Origin of the sequence: Winogradskyella sp. SM1960, from assembly GCF_020179375.1 — a bacterium.
Taxonomy (GTDB): Bacteria; Bacteroidota; Bacteroidia; order Flavobacteriales; family Flavobacteriaceae; genus Winogradskyella; species Winogradskyella marina.
In genome coordinates this window covers 40,484-62,001 of sequence record NZ_JAICBG010000004.1, presented here as the reverse complement: position 1 = coordinate 62,001, position 21,518 = coordinate 40,484, and the positions used below count along the sequence as shown (strand labels likewise).

The window sequence follows — 21,518 nt, the reverse complement described above, 5'->3', positions numbered from 1 at the left end:
GCAAGAATCCACTTTAATTAAATTTAAGAGAATCATAATTAGGTATTATATTTTTCAACCTATTTTTATCAAAACACTTTCAAAACATTATTTAAATGATCATCTCACCAAAATCCATTTCAATAGTACTGATTGCTTTATCAATTTCAATAGTAAGTTGTGCTCAAAATACAACCGAAAAAGCAACACCCATTTTTAAAGATGGAGAAGCACAAATTGTTGATGCCTTTGTAGACACTAATAAATGGATTCGTCACGATTTATGGGTAGAAACCGAGTTTGATACGGATGGAGATGGTCAACCAGATCGTATGCACGTTGCTGTAACACGACCAGAACAAACTGAAACAGAAGGTTTAAAGCTACCTGTAATTTACGTTACAAGTCCTTATTTTGCTGGAGTGGCATCAGATTTACCAGGAGTTATGTGGGACGTTAATATTGAACTAGGAGAAACAGGAAAAGAGCGTGTTCACCCTGAAGTTACAAGACGAGGACAACGACCAATTATTTCTAATTCGCATCTTAGAAAATGGGTTCCAAGAGGTTATATTGTTGTGCATTCTTCGTCACCAGGAACAGGTTTATCTGACGGAGCACCAACCATTGGTGGAGAAAATGAAACGTTAGCACCAAAAACAGTGATAGACTGGTTATGCGGACGCGCAAAAGGATACACTGAGCGCGAAGGAAATGAAGAAGTTAAAGCCTATTGGTCAACCGGAAAAGTTGGTATGACAGGAACGTCATATAACGGAACTTTACCTTTAGCTGCAGCAACTACAGGTGTTGAAGGTCTTGAAGCTATTATTCCTATTGCACCAAACACATCGTACTATCACTATTACCGTTCTAACGGTTTAGTTCGTTCGCCAGGTGGTTATCTAGGTGAAGATATTGATGTGCTGTATGACTTTGTACATAGCGGAAAAGAAGAAAACAGGCCTTACAATAATAAGACTGTGAGAGATACCGAAATGAAAAACGGTATGGATAGAGAAACTGGAGATTATAACGAGTTTTGGGCAGGACGAGACTACCTTAACCAAATGGATAACATGAAAGCTGCCTTGCTAATGGCACATGGTTTTAACGATTGGAATGTTATGCCAGAACACAGTTATCGAATTTATAAGGCTGCAAAAGAAAAAGGACTACCAACTCAAATATTTTATCATCAAAACGGACACGGTGGACCACCTCCAATGACATTGATGAATCGTTGGTTTACTAAATATCTTCATGGTGTTGATAATGGTGTTGAAAAGGAAGAAAACAAATCTTATATTGTTAGAGAACATGATGATCCACAAGCACCAACAGCATATAAAGATTATCCAAATCCTGACGCTTCAGATGTAACCTTACATTTAACACCTGGAGGAGCTTCTATTGGAGGCCTAACATTAGATAAAGTTGCAGAGGCAGAAGAAATGTTTTCTGATGACGCTTCAATTTCAGGAAGCGAGCATGCCAAAGCAACAACCTCGAAAAACAGACTACTATACGTAACTCCAAAATTAAAAGAAGACCTTCATATCTCAGGTGTTCCAAATGTTACAATCTCATTAGCTAGTAGTAAACCTGCAGCCAATTTATCAGTTTGGTTAGTTTCTTTGCCATGGCAAGAGGGAGAAGACATTAAAATTACAGACAATATTATTACACGTGGTTGGGCAGATCCTAAAAATCATAAGTCTTTGACTAAAGAAGAAGATTTAGTCGTTGGTGAAGATTACACCGTCTCTTTTGATTTACAACCAGACGATCAGATTATAAAAGCCGGACAACAAATAGGTTTTTTAATATTCTCAAGTGATAAAGAATTTACCTTGCACCCAAAACCTGGAACAGAACTAACAATTCACTTGGGTGATACGTCATTAACCTTACCTGTGGTTGGTGGGAAAGAGGCTTTTGTAAAGGCTACAAACTAGTGTTGCCTTTCAACAGACGATATTAGTAAATTTTACGAGGTGTGAAGGACGTTTAAATCTAAACTCTATTTCAGAGGATACATTAATTCTTATCCTCTAACATTGGAACAAACCTAAAATCACCAAATTCGTGTTTTTCAAAATCCTTTGGTCCTTTTCTAATAAATAAGGTCATTACTTGTACATCATCTCCAACAGGAATTACTAAACGGCCACCAATGGCTAATTGGCTCAACAGCGGATTAGGTACATAAGGAGCACCTGCTGTTACGATTATACTTTGAAACGGAGCTTCAACTGGTAAACCTTTATAACCATCTCCAAAGATGAATTTCTTTGCTCTATAGCCTATTTTAGGAAGAAATTTAGACGTTTTTTTAAAGAGTTCATGCTGACGTTCTATGCTGTAAACTTTAGCACCAAGTTCTAAAAGTACAGCAGTTTGATAACCACTACCTGTACCAATTTCTAACACAGTATCACCTGGTTGCACTTGCAATAATTCAGATTGAAAAGCAACAGTATAAGGCTGAGAAATGGTTTGGTCAGCAGCAATAGGAAATGCCTTGTCTTGGTAGGCATAATCTATAAATCCTGAATCCATAAATAAATGCCTTGGAATTTTTCCAATTGCTTTTAACACAGATTTATCTTTAATACCTTTATTTATTAGTGTTTCAACAAGTTGCTGTCGCATCCCTTGATGCTTAAATGTATCTTTCAAAGCGTAGTTTAGTTTCTGTAAAAATAGCTCAAAGAAAAGCAATTTCCAACCTCAAAAAGTTCAAATTTTAAAATGAAATTCAAATTTTGATGATATTTTCATAAACTAAAACTAATCACATTAATAAGATGAAATGTTTTTAATTTTAAAACTTATACGAAAGAAAACAATTTATCATGTTTAAAATTTAGACAATGAACTTTTAGTCATTCTTTACGAATTATCTAATTCAAATCTACTATTTTTGTTAAAAACATAAAAATATGCTCAAAGTTGGTGTTCTTGGTGCTGGTCATCTTGGTAAAATTCATCTAAGATTACTCAATCAATCTAATAAATACGACCTTATAGGTTTTTACGATGCAGATCCTGAAAATGCTAAACGTGTAGTTGAAGAATTTGGTTATACGTATTTCGATTCAATAGACAATTTAATAGATGCTGTTGATGTCGTAGACATTGTAACCCCTACCCTTTCGCACTACGATTGTGCAAAAAAAGCCATCAAAAAAGGGAAACATATTTTTATAGAAAAACCAATTACCAATACGGTTGAAGAAGCAGAAACGATCAGAACTTTGGTTGCTGAAAATGAAGTTAAAGGCCAAGTTGGACATGTAGAGCGCTTTAATCCTGCGTTTATTGGTGTTAAAGACCAAATAAAAAGTCCGATGTTTATAGAATGTCATAGATTGGCTGAGTTTAATCCTCGTGGTACAGATGTGCCTGTGGTCTTAGATTTAATGATTCATGATATTGATATTATTCTTTCTGTAGTGCAGTCTCCTGTAAAGCATATTTCTGCAAGTGGTGTATCAGTGGTGAGTGAAACTCCCGATATTGCTAATGCAAGAATAGAGTTTAAAAATGGCTGTGTTGCCAACTTAACAGCGAGTAGAATTTCATTAAAAAACATGCGTAAAACGCGTTTTTTCCAAAAAGACGCTTACATCTCTGTAGATTTTCTTGAGAAGAAATGTGAAGTTGTAAAAATGAAGGATGCACCTAATAATCCTGGTGATTTTGATATGATTCTTCAAAATGCAGAAGGTATTAAAAAACAAATCTATTTTGACAATCCAAATATAACCAACAATAACGCTATTTTAGACGAACTAGAAACCTTTGCAGACGCTATTAACAATAACACAAAGCCAATTGTAACTTTACATGATGGTACGGAAGCCTTACGTGTTGCCAATATGATTATTAATCAGTTTTAATTCCTATAAAAAGGGGAATCTCAAAATAATATTCCAAAGTTATAAAAGAATAGATTTCCGATTTATCGGGAATAAAAAATAAATTTTCAATGAAAAATATAGCAGTTATAGGTGCAGGAACCATGGGAAATGGAATTGCACACACATTTGCACAATCAGGATTTAACGTTCAACTTATCGATATTAGTGATGCGTCTTTAAAACGAGGCATGGATACCATTGCTCGAAATTTAGACAGAATGGTGGCTAAAGAAAAAATTAGTGACGCTGATAAAGCTGAAACCTTAGCAAACATTACCACATTCACAAAAACAGAAGAAGGTGTAAAAAATGCTGATTTGGTTGTTGAGGCAGCCACAGAAAATTTAGATTTAAAATTAAAAATCTTTAAACAACTCGACGACGTTTGTAATGCTGATACCATTTTAGCTACAAACACATCGTCTATTTCAATTACTCAGATTGCTGCAGTTACATCGCGACCAGAAAAAGTAATTGGTATGCACTTTATGAATCCTGTACCCATTATGAAATTAGTAGAAATCATTAGAGGTTACAGCACAAGTGATGATGTCACAACAACCATTATGGAATTATCTAAAACCTTAGGTAAAATACCAACAGAAGTTAATGATTATCCTGGTTTTGTTGCCAACCGTATCTTAATGCCAATGATTAATGAATCTATTGAAACGCTTTACAACGGAGTTGCTGGTGTACAAGAGATTGATACCGTAATGAAACTTGGAATGGCACATCCAATGGGTCCATTACAATTGGCCGATTTTATAGGATTAGATGTTTGTCTTTCTATATTGAATGTCATGTATGATGGCTTTAAAAACCCTAAATATGCACCTTGTCCTTTATTAGTAAATATGGTTATGGCTGGTAAACTAGGTGTAAAATCTGGAGAAGGGTTTTATGATTATGCTGAGAGTCGGAAAGCGGAAAAAGTTTCTGGGCAGTTTATGAAGTAGTCAGTGGTCAGTGGTCAGTGGTCTGTGGTCTGTGGTCAGTAATATTAATGCTTAGCTATCGAATAATTAAATAAATTATGAAATTTCAAGATTTACTTGCCTATAAGAAAGGATTTGATTTGGCTATGAAAATTTTGGATGTATCTAAATCATTTCCAAAAGAAGAGACCTATTCATTAACTGATCAAATTAGACGTTCATCAAGAAGTGTTTGCGCAAATATGGCAGAAGCCTATAGAAAACGACTTTACCCAAAACATTTTATAAGTAAATTAACTGACTGTGATGCTGAAAATTCTGAAACACAAACTTGGTTAGAATTTGCATTGGCTTGTGATTATATTAGCCAAGAGCAATTTAATGAACTCACAGACCAAAGTCTTGAAATTGGAAAACTTATAAATTATATGATTCGAAATCCGGAGAAATTCGGATCTCAAAAAATCTGAAGCGACTGAACACTGATTACTGAACACTGATTACTGAACACTGAACACTGATTACTATTTTATGCCAAAAATAACCCCATTCAAAGCTGTAAAACCAACAAGAGCAATCGTTGGACTTGTTGCTGCGCGACCATATCAAAGTTACACAATTGATGAGCGCGAATCTCGAATGGCTTATAATCCGTTTAGTTTTCTTCATATTGTTAATCCTGGTTACAAATACGACCAAGAAGTTACAGGTGAAGAACGTTACAAGTTAGTAAAAAATCGGTATTTAGAATTTAAAGAGGATGGTATTTTTATTCAAGATAAAAAACCATCGTTTTATGTGTATAAAATTGTCAATCGACATAAACAAGAGTTTAGTGGCATTGTTGCAGCTACAAGTGCTGAAGATTATGAAAATGACATTATTAAAAAACATGAGGATACGATTGCCAAACGTGAAGAAACCTTTAAAAGTTATTTACAAACCGTTGGCTTTAATGCAGAACCTGTATTATTAACCTATCCTGATAATGCTATAATTGCAAATATTATAAAGGAAACTCAAAAGGAACATGCTGAGTTTGAGTTTACAATGACGTATAGAGATACTCATTGTCTGTGGAAAATAGATGATGACGACACCATTGCTACCATTCAAAATGAATTTGAGAAAATGAAGACCATTTACATTGCCGATGGTCATCATAGATCTGCTTCATCTTACCTATTACATAAAGATGAAAAAGCAAAAAACCCTAATCACAATGGTAATGAGTCATATAACTTTTTTATGTCGTATTTAATTCCTGAATCGGATTTAGTGATTCATGAATTTAACAGGCTCATTACAGATTTAAATGGGTTATCAAAAGAAGCATTTTTAATACAACTAGATGCTTCGTATCGTATTGAAAATAGAGGTCAAATACCATACAAACCAGCTAAACCACATCATTTTAGCATGTATTTAGATGGTGAGTTTTATTCCCTTTATTTACGTAAAACAGCTTACGAATTTAAAACTGCATTAGACCAGTTAGACGCGCAAATACTTTACAAAACGGTTCTTCAGTCCATTTTAGGTATTAATGACTTAAGACATGATAATAGAATTTCGTATGTTAATGGCCAACACGACATGGTGACCATCAAAAGTGGTGTAGATAGCGGAGAATACGTCGTAGGTTTTGGTATGTGTCCTTCAAATGTAGAACAGATGAAACAAATTGCAGATGAAGGCTTAACAATGCCACCAAAAAGCACTTATATTCTACCGAAATTGAGAAGTGGGATTACGATATATGAATATTAAAAAAAGAGTTAATCGTTTATCTATTAGTTGTTGAGTCAGACAACTAAACAACAAACATCAAAAATGAACATTCAAGACAACTTAAATAATATAAAATCTACCTTACCAGAAGACGTCACTTTAGTTGCCGTTTCTAAAACAAAACCTATTAGCGATTTAATGGAAGCCTACAATGCTGGTCAACGCATATTTGGCGAAAATAAAATCCAAGAAATGGTTGAGAAACATGAAGACATGCCAAAGGACATTGAATGGCACATGATTGGACATGTTCAGCGAAATAAAGTGAAATATATGGCTGAATTTGTAAGTTTAATTCATGGTGTGGAAAGTTTTAAACTATTAAAAGAGATTAACAAACAAGCCAAAAAACACAATAGAATTATTAATTGTTTGCTTCAGATTAAAATTGCAGAAGAAGACAGTAAATTTGGAATGTCTGCAACTGATGCTGCTACCCTTTTGCAATCGGATGAATTTTCAGATTTAAAGCATATCAAAATTACTGGTGTTATGGGAATGGCAACTTTTACAGATGATATGAAACAAGTTGAAACTGAATTTAAATTCCTAAAACACACATTTTCAGACCTTAAAAACATAAACACGGAACTCAATACTATTAGTATGGGAATGAGTGGCGACTATAAATTAGCAATTGACTGCGGAAGTACTATGGTTCGTGTTGGAAGTAGTATATTTGGGTCACGAAATTATAAGTAATACATCATTTCGATACCATACTTCGAAGTAATCTCATGCAATATTTAGATTGCTTCTCTTAGTTCGATTTAGTGTATAAACAACTAAAAGCAAATAACATCTACGCAATACTAGACATAGAAACCACAGGTGGTAAGTATAATGAAGAAGGCATCACCGAAATTGCAATTTACCAATTTGATGGCCATAAAGTAACCGACCAATTTATTTCATTGGTTAATCCAGAACGTGAAATTCAACCTTTTGTGGTTAATCTTACAGGTATCAATTCTAAAATGCTTAAAAATGCACCAAAATTTTATGAGGTGGCTAAGCGCATTGTCGAAATCACTGAAGATTGCATCATAGTTGCTCACAATTCTTCATTTGATTATAGAATTCTTAAAACCGAATTTAAACGTTTAGGATTTCCATTTAAAAGAAAAACACTTTGTACTGTTGAGCTTTCTCAACAACTTATTCCTGATATGAACTCGTATAGTTTAGGTAAACTGACGCGTGCATTAGGTATTCCTATGAGTGATAGACATAGAGCTAATGGAGATGCCATGGCGACAGTGAAATTGTTTAAAATGCTACTTAACAAAGATCTAGATAAGGTTATTGTAAAAAATGCAATTAAGATTGAAAAAAAATCTAAAATAGCGCCAAACCTATTAGATATTATAGAAGAATTACCTTCAGACACTGGAGTTTATTACATCCATAATGCCAACGGAGATATTATATATATTGGTAAAAGTAAAAACATTAGAAAACGAATTGTTCAGCATTTTACAGGTACAAATTCTAAGTCAAAGAAAATTCAGAAGTTAGTAAGTACAGTAACCTATGAAAAAACAGGAAGTGAATTAGCTGCGTTGTTAAAGGAGAGTGCTGCCATAAAAGCGAATAAACCGATTTTTAACAGAGCATTACGACGAACTATATTTACGCATGCATTGTATCATTTTACGGATTCTAATGGTTATATAAATCTTTTTATCGATAAATCTAACAGAGAAGAAGCTCCTATTACAACATTCAATACAAGAGCAAGTGGTAAACATTTTATGTTTAAAGCGGCAGACGATTATAACTTATGCCAAAAACTAACCGACCTATACACTACAAAAACGAGTTGCTTTAAATACGAAGTAAAAGAGTGCAATGGTGCTTGTATTAATGAAGAACCAAAAGAATCGTATAATAAAAGGGTAAACGGTCTTATAGAAAAGTATAGTTATTCTAATAAAAATATGCTTATCATTGATAAAGGTCGAGATATTGAAGAAAAAAGTGTTTTCTTAATAGAAGATGGGATATTTAAAGGCATGGGATATTTTGATCTTAATCATCAAATAAATAATAAAGCGATTTTAAAATCGCTAATAACACCTATGGATAACAATAAAGATACACAGCATATTATTCAAAGTTATCTGCGACGAAATAAAAGATTAAAAGTTGTTGATTTAAATTAAAATATATGACGTTAAGGTTAATACTAATAGTAGCTGTCTTTGCTACTTTTCATGGTTACTCACAAGATTATAATATTGCTATGCCTGTTTCTAAAAGTGATTTAGAGCTGTCAACTTATGATAAAGATTCTACAGCTAACGCATTGGTAATCTATGATTATGGCAACAGTTTTGTAGATGACAAAACCTTTTGGCTCAGAGTGCAAAATCAGCAAAAAATCAAAATTTTAAGAACTGAAGGCATTAAGAGAGGCCAATTTGAAATTAAACTTTACAAAGGTAAATCGTCTAAAGAAAGGATTAAAAATATAAGGGGAACCACCTACAACTTAGAGAATGGTAAAATTGTAAAAACAGAACTAACAAAGGGAGCTATTTTTGAAGAAGAAAACGAGAACTATACACTTGTTAAGTTTGTGCTTCCTAATGTAAAAGTAGGTAGTATAATTACGGTAAGTTACGAGACACAATCTCGATTTATGTCAAAATATCAGCCATGGTATTTTCAAGGCACTGACCCTGTTCTATATAGCGAATACAACACAAGTATACCAGGTAATTATCAATACCATACTAAACTTGTTGGCTCAATACCCTTAGATACGCATGACATAAGTTTAGAAAAAAACTGCATAGTAATTGGCAATGGCGGAAAAACAGATTGTAGTATCTCTAAATACGTGATGAAAGATATACCAGCTTACCGAGATGAGGATTTTACCACTACCGCTTTAAACTATATGTCTAGAGTAGAATACGAAATGAGTGTTTTTAATGCCTTTGATGGTCGCGTAGATAAATATACAAAAACTTGGAAAGATGCAGATAACGAACTAAAAACCGACGCTGATTTTGGAAGACAGCTTAGTAAAAAAAGTCTTGTAAGAAATATTTTGCCAGATTCTATTATCTCAATTTCAGATAAACTCACAAAAGCCAAAGCCATATACAACTTTGTACTTAATAATTATAAATGGAATCGAAAATCTGAACGTTATGATGTTTCAGTAAAAACACTAATAAAAGACAACGTAGGAAGCGTTTTTGAAATAAATTTATTGTTAGAAAACCTACTATCTAACGAAGACTTTAGTGTTTTCCCTATATTAATGTCTACTAGAGGAAACGGGTTCGCTACAACTGTTTATCCTGTATTAACAGATTTCAACTATGTGATATTAAAAACGACAATAGATAATAAAAGCTACTATTTAGATGCTACTGACAATTACCTATCGTTTGGGGAGTTACCATTTAGAACTCTAAATCAATACGGACGCCTCATAGATTTTAAGGAAGGAAGTTCTTGGGAGGATATCATAATCAATGAATACTCTACAAGAAGGCATCGTGTAGACTTATCTTCTTATAAAGACGAACAGTTTACTGGAAAAATATTAAGTACGCTTACAGGTTATCACTCTCATAGTTCTATCCAACAATTTAACGACAACTCAGAAAGTTATTTAGAGAGAAAAACCAATAAGTTCACAGATATTATAATTAAAAACCATGATGTATTAAACCATGCCGATTCAAATTTCAATGAGGAATTAGACATTGTAATTGAACCAGAATTAATTGGCAACAAAATATATTTAAATCCTTTTATTATTAAATTCTTTGAAAGCAACCCTTTTAAACTTCAAGAACGAACGTATCCTATAGACTTTGGTTATAAAGACATCTATAATTATAGTTTTAAGATTAATTTAAATGAAGATTTAAAAGTTATAGACTTACCAGAACCAGTTAACTATCGTTTACCTAACAACTCTGGTAGTTTGCTGTTTAATACTGAATTAATAAATAATGAATTGGTCCTTTATTTTAAAGTGAAATTTGACTTACCTATTTACGTACCAGAATATTACCCGTATTTAAAATTATTTATGGATAAAGTTGTAGAACTACAGAACAACACTGTAATTACTTTAGAAAAACTATAATTTAACTTTTTCGTACATTTAGAATATGGAACCGAATAAGCAAGAAAATTGGAAAATAAAACTACATGAAGTTATCTATGAAGCAGACACACCTTCTGGAAAACTTTTTGATATACTATTGCTAATATTCATATTGCTTAGCATTATTTTAGTAATGCTCGAAAGTGTTGTTAGTATAGATGAAAAATACCACCAACTCCTTTATATTGGAGAGTGGGTAGTTACAATTCTGTTTTCTATCGAGTATATTTTAAGAATAATTTCGGTAAAAAAACCATTTAAATATATCTTTAGTTCATTAGGAATCATTGACTTCTTATCGACTATACCTATGTATCTCTCTTTCATATTTGTAGGTTCTCAGGCTTTAGTAACTTTAAGAGCATTACGATTACTTAGGGTATTTAGAATTTTAAAATTAGCGCGATATTTAGGAGCTTCAAACCACCTAAAAGCTTCATTAGTTGCTAGTCGTGTAAAAATAATGGTCTTTTTATTTGCCGTGATGATTACATCTATAATTTTCGGAACGATTATGTACTTGGTTGAAGGCGAAGCTAATGGATTCGATAACATCCCCAAAAGCGTCTATTGGTGTGTAGTAACATTAACAACAGTAGGGTTTGGAGATATAGCGCCACAGACTCCATTAGGCCAATTTATTACCACCTTTATTATGATTTTAGGTTATGGAATAATTGCTGTTCCTACAGGAATTGTATCTGCCGAATATGTTAGAACGAGTCAAAAAGAAGATGCCGAAAATGAAGGACTTAAAAACAAAGGCTATGATCCTTATAAAAACCCAGATGACAATATTACGATTCAGCTTAATTCACAACACTGTTCAAACTGTTTTGTGTCTGACCACAGAGATAATTCAGAATATTGTTATAACTGTGGAAATGAACTCCATCCTAAAAAATCGTAGCTTAATTAATGTCTAAAATCTCCCAGAAGTATCTCATTACTATTGTTGGCCCTACTGCCATTGGCAAAACGGCATTAAGCATAAAGTTAGCTCAACATTTTAATTCTGAAATCGTATCCGCCGATTCGCGTCAATTCTTTAAAGAGATGGAGGTAGGAACCGCTGTACCTTCAAAAGAAGAACTAAACGCTGCGAAGCATCATTTTATTCAACATAAATCTATTAAAGAACCATTTAACGTAGGTGATTTTGAACGTGATGCCATTTCTAAAATTGAAGAATTGCATCATACAAATCCGGTTGTAGTTATGGTTGGAGGCTCTGGTCTTTACGTCAAAGCAGTAACGGAGGGTTTGGATTATTTTCCTGAGGTGGACTCCAAAATTAGGACTTCGCTTAATCTTCAGTTTAAAACCGAAGGCATATCACCTTTACAAGAACAACTTAAAACCTTAGATCCCACTGCTTACAATTCTATTGCAATAGATAACCCTAAACGCGTTATTAGAGCTTTAGAAATTTGTATAGGAACCAAGAAACCCTATTCTTCTTTTCTAACAAATTCTGAAAAAATCAGACCATTTAAATCCATTAAAATCGGACTAAATGCAGATCGTTCTATGATCTACGATAGAATTAACCAACGTGTAGATATAATGATAGAAAACGGGTTACTAGAAGAAGCTAAAGCATTAGTACCACACAAAGATCTTAACGCTTTAAATACGGTTGGTTATAAAGAGCTATTTGCTCATTTTGAAGGAGACACTACCTTAGATTTTGCCATTTCTGAAATCAAAAAAAATACCAGACGCTTTGCTAAACGTCAATTAACGTGGTTTAGAAAAGATGATACAATTAGTTGGTTTGATTTTGAAACTGATATTGATGAAATCATACATCATATCAACTCTAAAATGCAGTAAAGACGCAATGATTAATTGATTTTGAAACTGTTATATTTTTCAAAAAAACTCTGAATATAACAAAAAAAAAGGCTGTCTAAAAAGTTAATTCTATTGTCAAGTTGAACGTAGTCTAAAAACCTAATGCTCTAGATTTAAAGACATTTCGACGGCGCTCAATGTGACAAAAAGTAGTTTTTTAACTTTTTAGACAGCCTCTTTAACTATATAAAGGAAACTTATTTGTTATTTATCACTAACCTAAAGCCTTCTCCATGAATGTTTAAAATTTCAACATTTGGGTCTGGTTTTAAGTATTTACGTAATTTAGCAATATACACGTCCATACTTCGAGATGTAAAATAGTTGTCATCCCTCCATATTTTTGTTAATGCTAATTCTCTTGGCATTAAATCATTTTCATGAAGTGCCAATAAACGCAATAATTCATTTTCTTTAGGTGATAATTTAGAAGGTTCTTCACCATCAAATTTAAGGAAACGCAGTTTAGAATTCAGATCGAAACGACCAATCTTAAATTCAAATTGCTTACTATCTGCAACGGTATCTTTCGCTTTACGCTGCATAATCGCTTTTATTTTCATTAACAAAACTTCGCTATCAAAAGGTTTATTAAGATAATCGTCTGCTCCTACTTTATAACCTTTAAGTACATCCTCCTTCATGGCTTTAGCTGTTAAGAATATAATTGGCACGTCTTCATTTTTTTCTCTGATCTCCTTAGCTAAAGTAAAACCATCTTTATAAGGCATCATGACATCTAAAATACATAGATCGAAGTCGTCCTTTTTGAACTTTTCAAAACCTTCCATCCCATTTTTAGCATGGACAACGTCGTAATCGTTCATCATTAAATAATCTTTTAAAACAGTTCCAAAATTTGGATCGTCTTCTACTAAAAGAATTTTTTTGTTTTGTTCTTCCATAATTCGTTTTTATGATATTAACGGCATCTTTATAATAAAAGTACTGCCTTTTCCTTTTTCACTTTCTACTGATATATGACCTTGATGGTCTTCTACTATTCTTTTTACATAAGCCAAACCTAGCCCATGACCTTTAACATTGTGTACGTTTCCAGTGTGTTCTCTATAAAATTTCTCGAACACCCTCTTGGCAACTGCCTTTGTCATTCCATTACCTTGATCTACCACTTTTATAAGAATATTGTTTCCTACGTTTTCGGTGTGTACATCTATTTTAGGTGCACCATCCGAGTATTTAATGGCATTATCTAATATGTTGACTATTACATTTGTAAAGTGCGTGTCGTTAGCTAAAATTGATGTTCTATCAGCATTTAAATGTGTTTTAACATACCCTTGTCTGTCTTCAACTATAAGTTCTACATGCGTTATGGCATCTTCTACCAAATCGTTTGTATCTAAGCGCTCTTTACTAATATTTAATTCGTTCTTTTCTAATTTTGAAATACGCAATACATTTTCTACTTGCGCATGCATACGTTTATTTTCATCTTTTATCATTCCTAAATAACGCAACACTTTCTCTTTATCGTTGATTATTTTTGGGTTTTTAATAGAATCTAAAGCCAAATTAATCGTCGCAATTGGTGTTTTAAATTCGTGCGTCATATTATTGATAAAATCCGTCTTAATTTGTGAAATTTGACGTTGTCTTATTAACTGATAAATGGCACTAGCATAAGCAATAATTATAATACCTGTAAAGATGATAGACAAAATTATCATCCATAAAACAGATTCTAACAAGAACTTTTTTCTATCAATAAAATCGATATAAAGTTTGTAACTGCTCTCGTTGTTATTATCTAAAAACACATAGACACCATAAGCTGTTTCATCTACTAATTCAAAATTCTCTGATCTTATTTTAGTTGCCAAATCATCATCGTAAATAGCAAATTCAAAATTAAGATCTATTCCTTCAGATCTGAGTTCTCGTCTAAGTAAGGTTTCAACTTGCTTTGCTGTAACACGTTTATAAACGGGTTTATCTTTTAACAATGTTTGAAATGTATCTTCATACGCCTGCCTATCTAAAGCAGATAAAGAAGAATACTCTCGCAATCGTGTTTCTGGATCCATACGTCTAATACCATCAATGCTGGTATTATTATAGGTTTCAGTAACGCGTTCGCTAGATAGTTTACTAATGTTAAAACTGTCTGCATCAATTTCAAAGAACAATGATGGCACTTTAAAACGCTCTTCTAAAATCGTGTTTCGGTGTATTATGGTTTTATCATTATCTTCTTCAGTAGCTATAAATAACTGTTTTATAATAGCAGAATCGGCCTTATTATCTTTTCTTAAATAAGGTTGAAGTTTCATAAAATAATCGCGATACTCGTAATCTTCAATAGCTTGAGATACTAAGCTTAGCGATCGCTTTACACTAAATGTAAAATTCTTCTTCTCGTTTTCTAAACTATTGTTTATAAAGAATAATTGTACAAAAATAATACCTATAAGAGATAAACTCATTAGTATTACCAATAACACGAATAGCTTTTTGCCCATCAGTCAAATTTAACATTTTAACATTTAGTATAAATTAGGTTTAACCTAACGTTAACAAAACAATGTCTATAATTAGTGTTTTAACTTTTTAAGTAGTGTATTGTGAATTTTAAGCGCTTGTTTTTTAGCATCTTCTAAATCATTATTAACAATAACAAAGTCAGATTGTTCTACCTTGTCGGCATCAGACCATTGATTATTAATTATAGACTTTACTTTTTCTTTTGAAACGTTATCGCGTTTCATAACGCGTTGAATTCGTAAGTCTTCATCTGCAACTACTGTGATTATATAGTCGTATTGGTTTTGAAGATTGTTTTCAAAAATAATCGCCACTTCTTTTATAACATATGCTGCATCTTGCTTAGTTAACCAGCGTTTAAAATGTGATGCGACTTTTGGATGCACAATGGCATTCATTTTAGCAAGTAAGGTTTTATCACTAAAGATTTTAGACGATAAATAAGGCCTATTTAACGCATTGTTTTCATAGGCTTTCTCACCAAACAAATGAATTAACTTACGTTTAATTACTTTAGAACGGTTCATTAATGCTTTTGCTTCGTCATCAGCTATATACACAGGAATTCCGTATGACTTAAAGCACTTTAAAATAGTGGATTTACCACTTCCTATTCCGCCTGTTAAACCTATTACCATATTACAATTCGATAAAGTCTATTTGTTTTTGCCTGATATATATATGCTTTACAAATTCTGGCTTTTTAACCACTTTTGGTACTAAAAACGTTTGATTTTCCTCCAATTCTGCATAGTTACATTCTACTCTAAAATCTATAGCTTTTACAGCGTTATAATTTTCTAAATCTACATAATACGAAAGCGCAACCGTTTTAGGAAAGTAATTAATTTCAACATTTTCTGGTTGATTCACAATAATAATTGGCACCTCAATTGTCCCTTCTGTAAAGCGAACAACATCTCCTGATACTTCTATTGTTTTAGGAAAAACATCAATATTGTCGTAAGCTGAGACATCTAATTTTACTGTATTTTTTATGTCACTATTTATGTCGTTTAAAACCAATTCCTCTGTGGATATCGAATTAATTTTGTTTACTTCCTCTTCGGAACCTACAACTTTTACACTATCTACATTAAGACTAAATTCTTCTTTTAAATCGTAACCTACGGCATAATTAACAGCACTTTTTAGCGTCACAGGAACTGACTTTGACGCTCTTTTAGAGTACGCAATTAAAAGCGTATCTGGCAGTATTGAAATTAAATCATATGCATTTCCCAGCTGATCCTCTATAAGGTATTGATGTTTTAAGACATCGAAAACAAAGCTATTTGGTGTTATAGTTACTTCATTTTGTGCGTTTACTTGAAGTTCCTTAGAATTGTTGAATACAAATGGAATTAATGAAAACCCTTTAGCTTCTACATAAGCTTGAAGGTAGTTTGCCGAATCGTTTTTTATTAAAATTTCATCATCAATATTAACTAAGTTAACTTTTAAGTTTATAGTTTGCTTATAGTCATTAGAAAATTTAGAAAAAATTAAAAACACAAATGCTATTATAATGAATAGCATAAACCGCTTAACGTTTTTCTTTTTTAAATGGTCTAGTATGTTTAAATTCTTCTTTTGATTCATTTAAAATTTAAAAAAATAGTTGTGGAAATGCCTCTTCAGGATGCTTCCTTAGGATAACTAAATTAAATGTCGATTTTAAAAAGCCGTAACCATAGCCAAAAAACTGGATTACAATAGCCAATAACGCCTGAAACGCAACACTTAGATTTCGATTTGTTATTAAAGCTATTATAAAAGCTACAGCAAAATACAATCCGTAAACATATAATAATAAATTAATTTGAAAAACGGCTAATAGTATTGAAACAATACAACCTAAGCTAAATAATGTAGGAAACCAATACACTAAACTTTTTGAATTTGGATGCCACTGGTTAAGAATAGGCCTGACCATTCCAAATTTATGGACTTGCTTATAAAATTTAGACCAAGAAATACGTCGCTTGTGATACACAATAGCATTTTGTATTAATGCAGTTTTAAAACCTAAATTTTGCAACCTTAAGGATAAATCGGGATCTTCACCAGGATGAATCTTACCAAATCCACCAGAAGCTTTAAAAGCTTTTTTAGATAAACCCATATTAAAACTTCTAGGTTGAAAGTCTTCTACCTTTTGTTTTCCGCCTCGTATACCACCTGTGGTAATAAAAGACGTCATTGCAAAATTAATCGCTTTTTGAAGGTTTGAAAATGACCTATGTGCTGCATCTGGACCTCCAAAACAATCATAATATGACGTTGCTAAAAACCTGTTGACTTCTATCAAGTAATTTGAAGGTAGCAACACATCTGAATCTAAAATAATAAAGTAATTCCCTTTAGCCTTTTGCATGCCATAATTTCGAGAATCCCCAGGTCCAGAGTTTGGTTTAAAGTAATACGAAATATCTAATTGATTGTTAAATTGAGTAATAACTGCTTCAGATGTTTGGGTTGAACCATCTTCTACAATTACAATTTCATACGCGTGTTCCCCTTCAAAATTTAAAAAACTTTCTAATAGCTCTTTAATCTCGTCTGGTCTATTATAAACAGGGATAATAAATGAAAAATCAATGGCCTTCATATACCACAAAGGTAATTAAACCAATTACAACTTTTATAGAAACTATGGCTTATATAGATTCTGCAAAAAAATCCAATAGATGTTTACGTCGTCTTATTATTCATTTCAAATTAAAGCATAAAAAAAGCCGCTATAACTAGCGGCTTTTCTTTAATTAAAAAGTGTCTAAGATCTATTGCTTAATCACTCGTATTGTTTTAGTCACATTTGCAATAGTTACTTTAACAAAGTAAGTACCATTTTGTAAATGAGACATATCTAAATCACTATCAACAGTATTAGGAGTTGCTCTTAATACTTCTTGACCTAGCATATTATACATTGCTACTTGCTCTATAGTGTTTTGAGCATTTAACGATAATGTATTTTTAACTGGGTTTGGATAATAAGAGAACGCTGCTTCAGTTTCAAAATCATTGGTAGATAATGTAGTTTCTATAGTAATAGAAAAATCTGAATCACCAGAAGAACTAGACCAAGCTCCAGCTTGGATATAATAATTAGTTCCTGCAGTTGAAGTAAATGTTACTGATGAAGGATTAGTGAAACCATCTGCACTAACAAGACAAGATCCTAATGTTATTCCTGCACAATCAACACTTTCAAAAACACCAATTTGTTGATCAACAGTAGCTGCATCTAAAGTAATTGTTATATCACCTCCATCACCAGTAACTGTATACCAAACATCATTACCTATCGTACCATCACATGACGAAGAAGCGGCACCAGTAGCACCTATAGTGCTTCCTGCAACAGTAGCACCAATTGTAAGAGCTTCTGCACCCGAACATTCATCATTTGCAGGAGGACACGTTACTTGAGTTAAAATGTCACTTGATTGCTCACAAGTTGCATCATCATCATCTAAAATTGTAATTACTACTTCTGTACCATTTACATAAGGGCCAAAAGTTAAAGTTGTCGCTTCCGTCGCTGCTTGAGCATCACTACCTTGATCATCAGAAATTGTAATATCTGTAGCTGTTCCCATATCTGTAATATCTACTTCAATGTTAAATCCACCACTAGTTTCACAATCACTAACGACACTGTATGTTGCCGTTGCATTAGTACATGTTGGAGGTGCCTCACAAGTAATTGCTAATTCAAATGTACCAGTACTAGTTAAATTATAACCTTCAACAGCAATATAATATTGCGTACCTGCTACTGAAGTAAAAGTAGTTTCTGCCTCGAAATCCCAAGAAGCACCACACTCATCATAACCTGCAGCAACAGCAACTAAACTTCCAGAAGTTCCAGTAAACACAAATAATTCTGTATCAAAGTCTGTATTCATACAAGTAGACACAGTTACAATATCCCCTGTACCCATAAAGCTATACCATACATTAGGTGAATCTATATCTGCGTTAGTAGTTATATCAACCGTAGCATCACCCTCATCCATAGTAGCATATGTCGTATCACCGCTAACAGTATCGCCACATACTATAGCAATAGCATTTGCAAAATCATCATTTGCCGGTGGCAATGGAGCAGTAACTGTTAATACACCAGAAATGTTTGTAGTTCCATCCCAAGCACCACCATTACTTCCATCAGCCAAAATACCGCCATACATATATGGACCAGCATTTAAACTGAAGCGACTTGCATAATAATAGGTACCTTCCGATAAACCAAGATCAACCATGTTTACAGCATATTCGTCATTATTTCCTACTTCTGCTTCAAATGTCGCAACCTCCCAAGTCCAATCTTCTGTAGATGGATCTGTATCTGTAGTACTGTAACCAATCCAAACGTCTATACCTGCTGCAGCCTCTCCAACTGTGGTGTCAGTTAAACCCGCTTCATAAGCTTGAGCATAAACCATCTGATCTGCCGCTTCAGTTTCAGCAAATGTTAACGTCGCTGGCCATTGTAAGTTGTAATAGTCTAAAGTATTTGCTGCCGAAGGACAAAAGTCTAATACGGCATCTAAAACAACATCACATGTGTCTTCATTTTCATTTTCTAGCGTTAAAACTACTGGTGTTCCTGTTGGAAATGGCCCAACAGTAACTTCTCCTGTAGCTGTAACTGTTGTAGAAGCAACACCTGCATCATTGGTAATTTCAAGATTAACAGAACTTCCTAAGTCGGTTACATCTACTAAAATTGAAAATTGTGAATTGTCACAATCGTCAACGGCAACTGCACTATCTATTTCAGCTGCATAACATGTAGGTGCTTCAGCCACTAAGACATCATCAAGGTACCAGTCTGCAGCGTTATCACCTATATAATGAAAAGCAATATATACCGTTGCATTTGTAGGCAATGCATATGGTCCATTTTCAACCCAAGTATCTTCCGTACCTAGAACACCATTAATAAGAGTCCACGTAGCAACTTCTGGGTCGCCCGAACCAACATAATCCGTAGAATACAATACGTCATGTGTATCTCCAAAACTTCTCCAGTTAACATGATCAAAATAAGTTAATTCAGGAGCCGTTGCTCCAGATAAATCAATTACAGGAGAAATAAGCCATCTATCTCCAGCTCCTCCATCATTAAAATAAGCAGAATTTGCACCACTAACAGATTGCTCTGTGGTTTGCTCCCAAACGTCCGTTCCCGTTCCATTTGTAGCTCCGACTTCATCTATCCACCCTGCAGGAGGAACTCCTGCTTCAAAATCTTCGCTCAAATACTGAGCGTGAGTGAATGAAAATGCTAACGTAGCAATAATCAATAATGTAATTTTTTTCATAAAAAATATAATTTAGGTTAGTAATTCTTTAAAAATATGTTAATTCTATAGAAGATAGTGAGGTTTACCCCTCAAATCGCTGAAACGTATATAATGTCGACAAATAACAACAATTTTTCAATTTGTAAGAAAACATAAACAAATTCTAAAGTTAAAACAGACAAAAGCCATTAAACAAACTGCTTAATGGCTTTTTGATAAGGTGATATTATGATTAACTATTGGTTATCTACGAAAGCTTCCAAAACTCCCTCACTGACTCCCATGTTGCTAAACCCTCCATCATTATATAAATTCTGTAATGTTACACGTTTGGTTAAATCACTAAATAAAGTGATTGTATAATTAGCACAGTCCATTGCCGTTGCATTTCCTAAAGGAGACATTTTTTCTGAATATGCTATGAAACCGTCAAACCCTTTAACTCCGCTACCTGCTGTTGTTGGCGTCGGTGATTGTGAAATGGTATTTACACGTACTTTTTTGTCTCTTCCAAAGAAATATCCAAAACTTCGTGCAATGCTTTCTAAATAGGCTTTGTTTTCTGCCATATCGTTATAATCCGGAAATACACGTTGTGCCGCCATATATGTTAAAGCTACAATACTTCCCCATTCATTCATAGCATCTGCTTTATAAAGGGTTTGCATCACTTTATGAAAAGACATGGCCGAAACATCTGTTCCTTTTTGAGTCCATGCATAATTTTGATCCGTATAGTGTTTTCCTTTTCTAACATTTATGGACATACCTATAGAATGTAACACAAAATCTATTTTACCTCCTAAAATCTCCATTGATTGTTCTACTAGTTTTTTAAGATCCTCTTCTGAAGTTGCATCTGCAGGAATAATTTGAGAACCCGTTTTTTCTGCTAGTTCATCAATTTGTCCCATACGTATAGATACTGGTGCATTGGTTAAAACAAAGGTGCCTCCTTCTTCATGTACACGTAGTGCTGTTTTCCACGCAATAGAATTTTCATCTAAAGCTCCAAATATTATTCCTCTCTTTCCTTTTAGTAAATTATAAGACATATGGTTGTTGTTAG

General features: G+C 33.3%; 18 protein-coding genes. 10 read left to right on the top strand and 8 right to left on the bottom strand.

The annotated features are described in order from the left end of the window. Nucleotides 1-95: 95 nt before the first annotated feature. On the top strand, nucleotides 96-1,937 hold the full coding sequence (locus tag K1X16_RS10985; protein WP_225036200.1) for a Xaa-Pro dipeptidyl-peptidase: 1,842 nt from the start codon (nucleotides 96-98) through the stop codon (nucleotides 1,935-1,937). Between the two features lie 82 nt (nucleotides 1,938-2,019). On the opposite strand, the gene K1X16_RS10980 is transcribed toward K1X16_RS10985, so the two are convergent. Next, a complete protein-coding gene (locus K1X16_RS10980) occupies nucleotides 2,020-2,661 on the bottom strand; it encodes a protein-L-isoaspartate(D-aspartate) O-methyltransferase (protein WP_195870963.1) in 642 nt (213 codons plus the stop codon). A gap of 263 nt (nucleotides 2,662-2,924) precedes the next feature. On the opposite strand from K1X16_RS10980, the gene K1X16_RS10975 reads away from it, so the two are divergent. From K1X16_RS10975 to miaA, 9 genes are all read left to right on the top strand, one after another. Beyond that, on the top strand, nucleotides 2,925-3,884 hold the full coding sequence (locus K1X16_RS10975) for a Gfo/Idh/MocA family protein (protein WP_225036198.1): 960 nt from the start codon (nucleotides 2,925-2,927) through the stop codon (nucleotides 3,882-3,884). Between the two features lie 89 nt (nucleotides 3,885-3,973). Then, entirely contained in the window at nucleotides 3,974-4,864 is an 891-nt protein-coding gene (locus K1X16_RS10970) for a 3-hydroxyacyl-CoA dehydrogenase family protein (RefSeq protein WP_225036196.1), read from the top strand. A 77-nt stretch (nucleotides 4,865-4,941) separates the two neighbouring features. Beyond that, entirely contained in the window at nucleotides 4,942-5,313 is a 372-nt protein-coding gene (locus K1X16_RS10965; protein WP_225036194.1) for a four helix bundle protein, read from the top strand. 61 nt (nucleotides 5,314-5,374) lie between these two features. Then, nucleotides 5,375-6,613 (top strand): DUF1015 domain-containing protein, encoded by a 1,239-nt coding sequence (locus K1X16_RS10960; protein WP_225036192.1) that lies wholly within the window; start codon nucleotides 5,375-5,377, stop codon nucleotides 6,611-6,613. A 63-nt stretch (nucleotides 6,614-6,676) separates the two neighbouring features. Then, the gene (locus K1X16_RS10955; protein ID WP_317196433.1) at nucleotides 6,677-7,336 is read left to right on the top strand and encodes a YggS family pyridoxal phosphate-dependent enzyme; all 660 of its coding nucleotides are present in this window, start codon (nucleotides 6,677-6,679) and stop codon (nucleotides 7,334-7,336) included. A 98-nt stretch (nucleotides 7,337-7,434) separates the two neighbouring features. Further along, nucleotides 7,435-8,799, top strand: coding sequence for an exonuclease domain-containing protein (locus K1X16_RS10950; protein ID WP_225036553.1), 1,365 nt, complete (start codon nucleotides 7,435-7,437; stop codon nucleotides 8,797-8,799). 5 nt (nucleotides 8,800-8,804) lie between these two features. Continuing rightward, the gene (locus K1X16_RS10945) at nucleotides 8,805-10,748 is read left to right on the top strand and encodes a DUF3857 domain-containing protein (RefSeq protein WP_225036190.1); all 1,944 of its coding nucleotides are present in this window, start codon (nucleotides 8,805-8,807) and stop codon (nucleotides 10,746-10,748) included. A gap of 25 nt (nucleotides 10,749-10,773) precedes the next feature. Then, entirely contained in the window at nucleotides 10,774-11,679 is a 906-nt protein-coding gene (locus K1X16_RS10940; protein WP_225036189.1) for an ion transporter, read from the top strand. An 8-nt stretch (nucleotides 11,680-11,687) separates the two neighbouring features. Continuing rightward, complete coding sequence (gene miaA / locus K1X16_RS10935; protein WP_225036188.1) at nucleotides 11,688-12,605, top strand: tRNA (adenosine(37)-N6)-dimethylallyltransferase MiaA; 918 nt, start codon at nucleotides 11,688-11,690, stop codon at nucleotides 12,603-12,605. A gap of 218 nt (nucleotides 12,606-12,823) precedes the next feature. On the opposite strand, the gene K1X16_RS10930 is transcribed toward miaA, so the two are convergent. The 7 genes from K1X16_RS10930 to K1X16_RS10900 all read right to left on the bottom strand — a co-directional run bounded on the left by K1X16_RS10930 (nucleotide 12,824) and on the right by K1X16_RS10900 (nucleotide 21,504). Then, nucleotides 12,824-13,531, bottom strand: coding sequence for a response regulator transcription factor (locus tag K1X16_RS10930; protein WP_195872689.1), 708 nt, complete (start codon nucleotides 13,529-13,531; stop codon nucleotides 12,824-12,826). A gap of 9 nt (nucleotides 13,532-13,540) precedes the next feature. Next, nucleotides 13,541-15,073, bottom strand: coding sequence for a sensor histidine kinase (locus K1X16_RS10925; RefSeq protein ID WP_225036187.1), 1,533 nt, complete (start codon nucleotides 15,071-15,073; stop codon nucleotides 13,541-13,543). A gap of 108 nt (nucleotides 15,074-15,181) precedes the next feature. Beyond that, nucleotides 15,182-15,769, bottom strand: coding sequence for a dephospho-CoA kinase (gene coaE, locus K1X16_RS10920; protein ID WP_225036186.1), 588 nt, complete (start codon nucleotides 15,767-15,769; stop codon nucleotides 15,182-15,184). A gap of 1 nt (nucleotide 15,770) precedes the next feature. After that, a complete protein-coding gene (locus tag K1X16_RS10915) occupies nucleotides 15,771-16,670 on the bottom strand; it encodes a YbbR-like domain-containing protein (RefSeq protein ID WP_225036185.1) in 900 nt (299 codons plus the stop codon). A 70-nt stretch (nucleotides 16,671-16,740) separates the two neighbouring features. After that, complete coding sequence (locus tag K1X16_RS10910; RefSeq protein ID WP_225036183.1) at nucleotides 16,741-17,742, bottom strand: glycosyltransferase; 1,002 nt, start codon at nucleotides 17,740-17,742, stop codon at nucleotides 16,741-16,743. Between the two features lie 172 nt (nucleotides 17,743-17,914). After that, nucleotides 17,915-20,467, bottom strand: a complete 2,553-nt coding sequence (locus K1X16_RS10905) for a T9SS-dependent choice-of-anchor J family protein (RefSeq protein ID WP_225036181.1) — start codon at nucleotides 20,465-20,467, stop codon at nucleotides 17,915-17,917. Nucleotides 20,468-20,685: 218 nt separating this feature from the next. Continuing rightward, nucleotides 20,686-21,504, bottom strand: coding sequence for an enoyl-ACP reductase (locus K1X16_RS10900; protein WP_225036179.1), 819 nt, complete (start codon nucleotides 21,502-21,504; stop codon nucleotides 20,686-20,688). Nucleotides 21,505-21,518 lie beyond the last annotated feature (14 nt).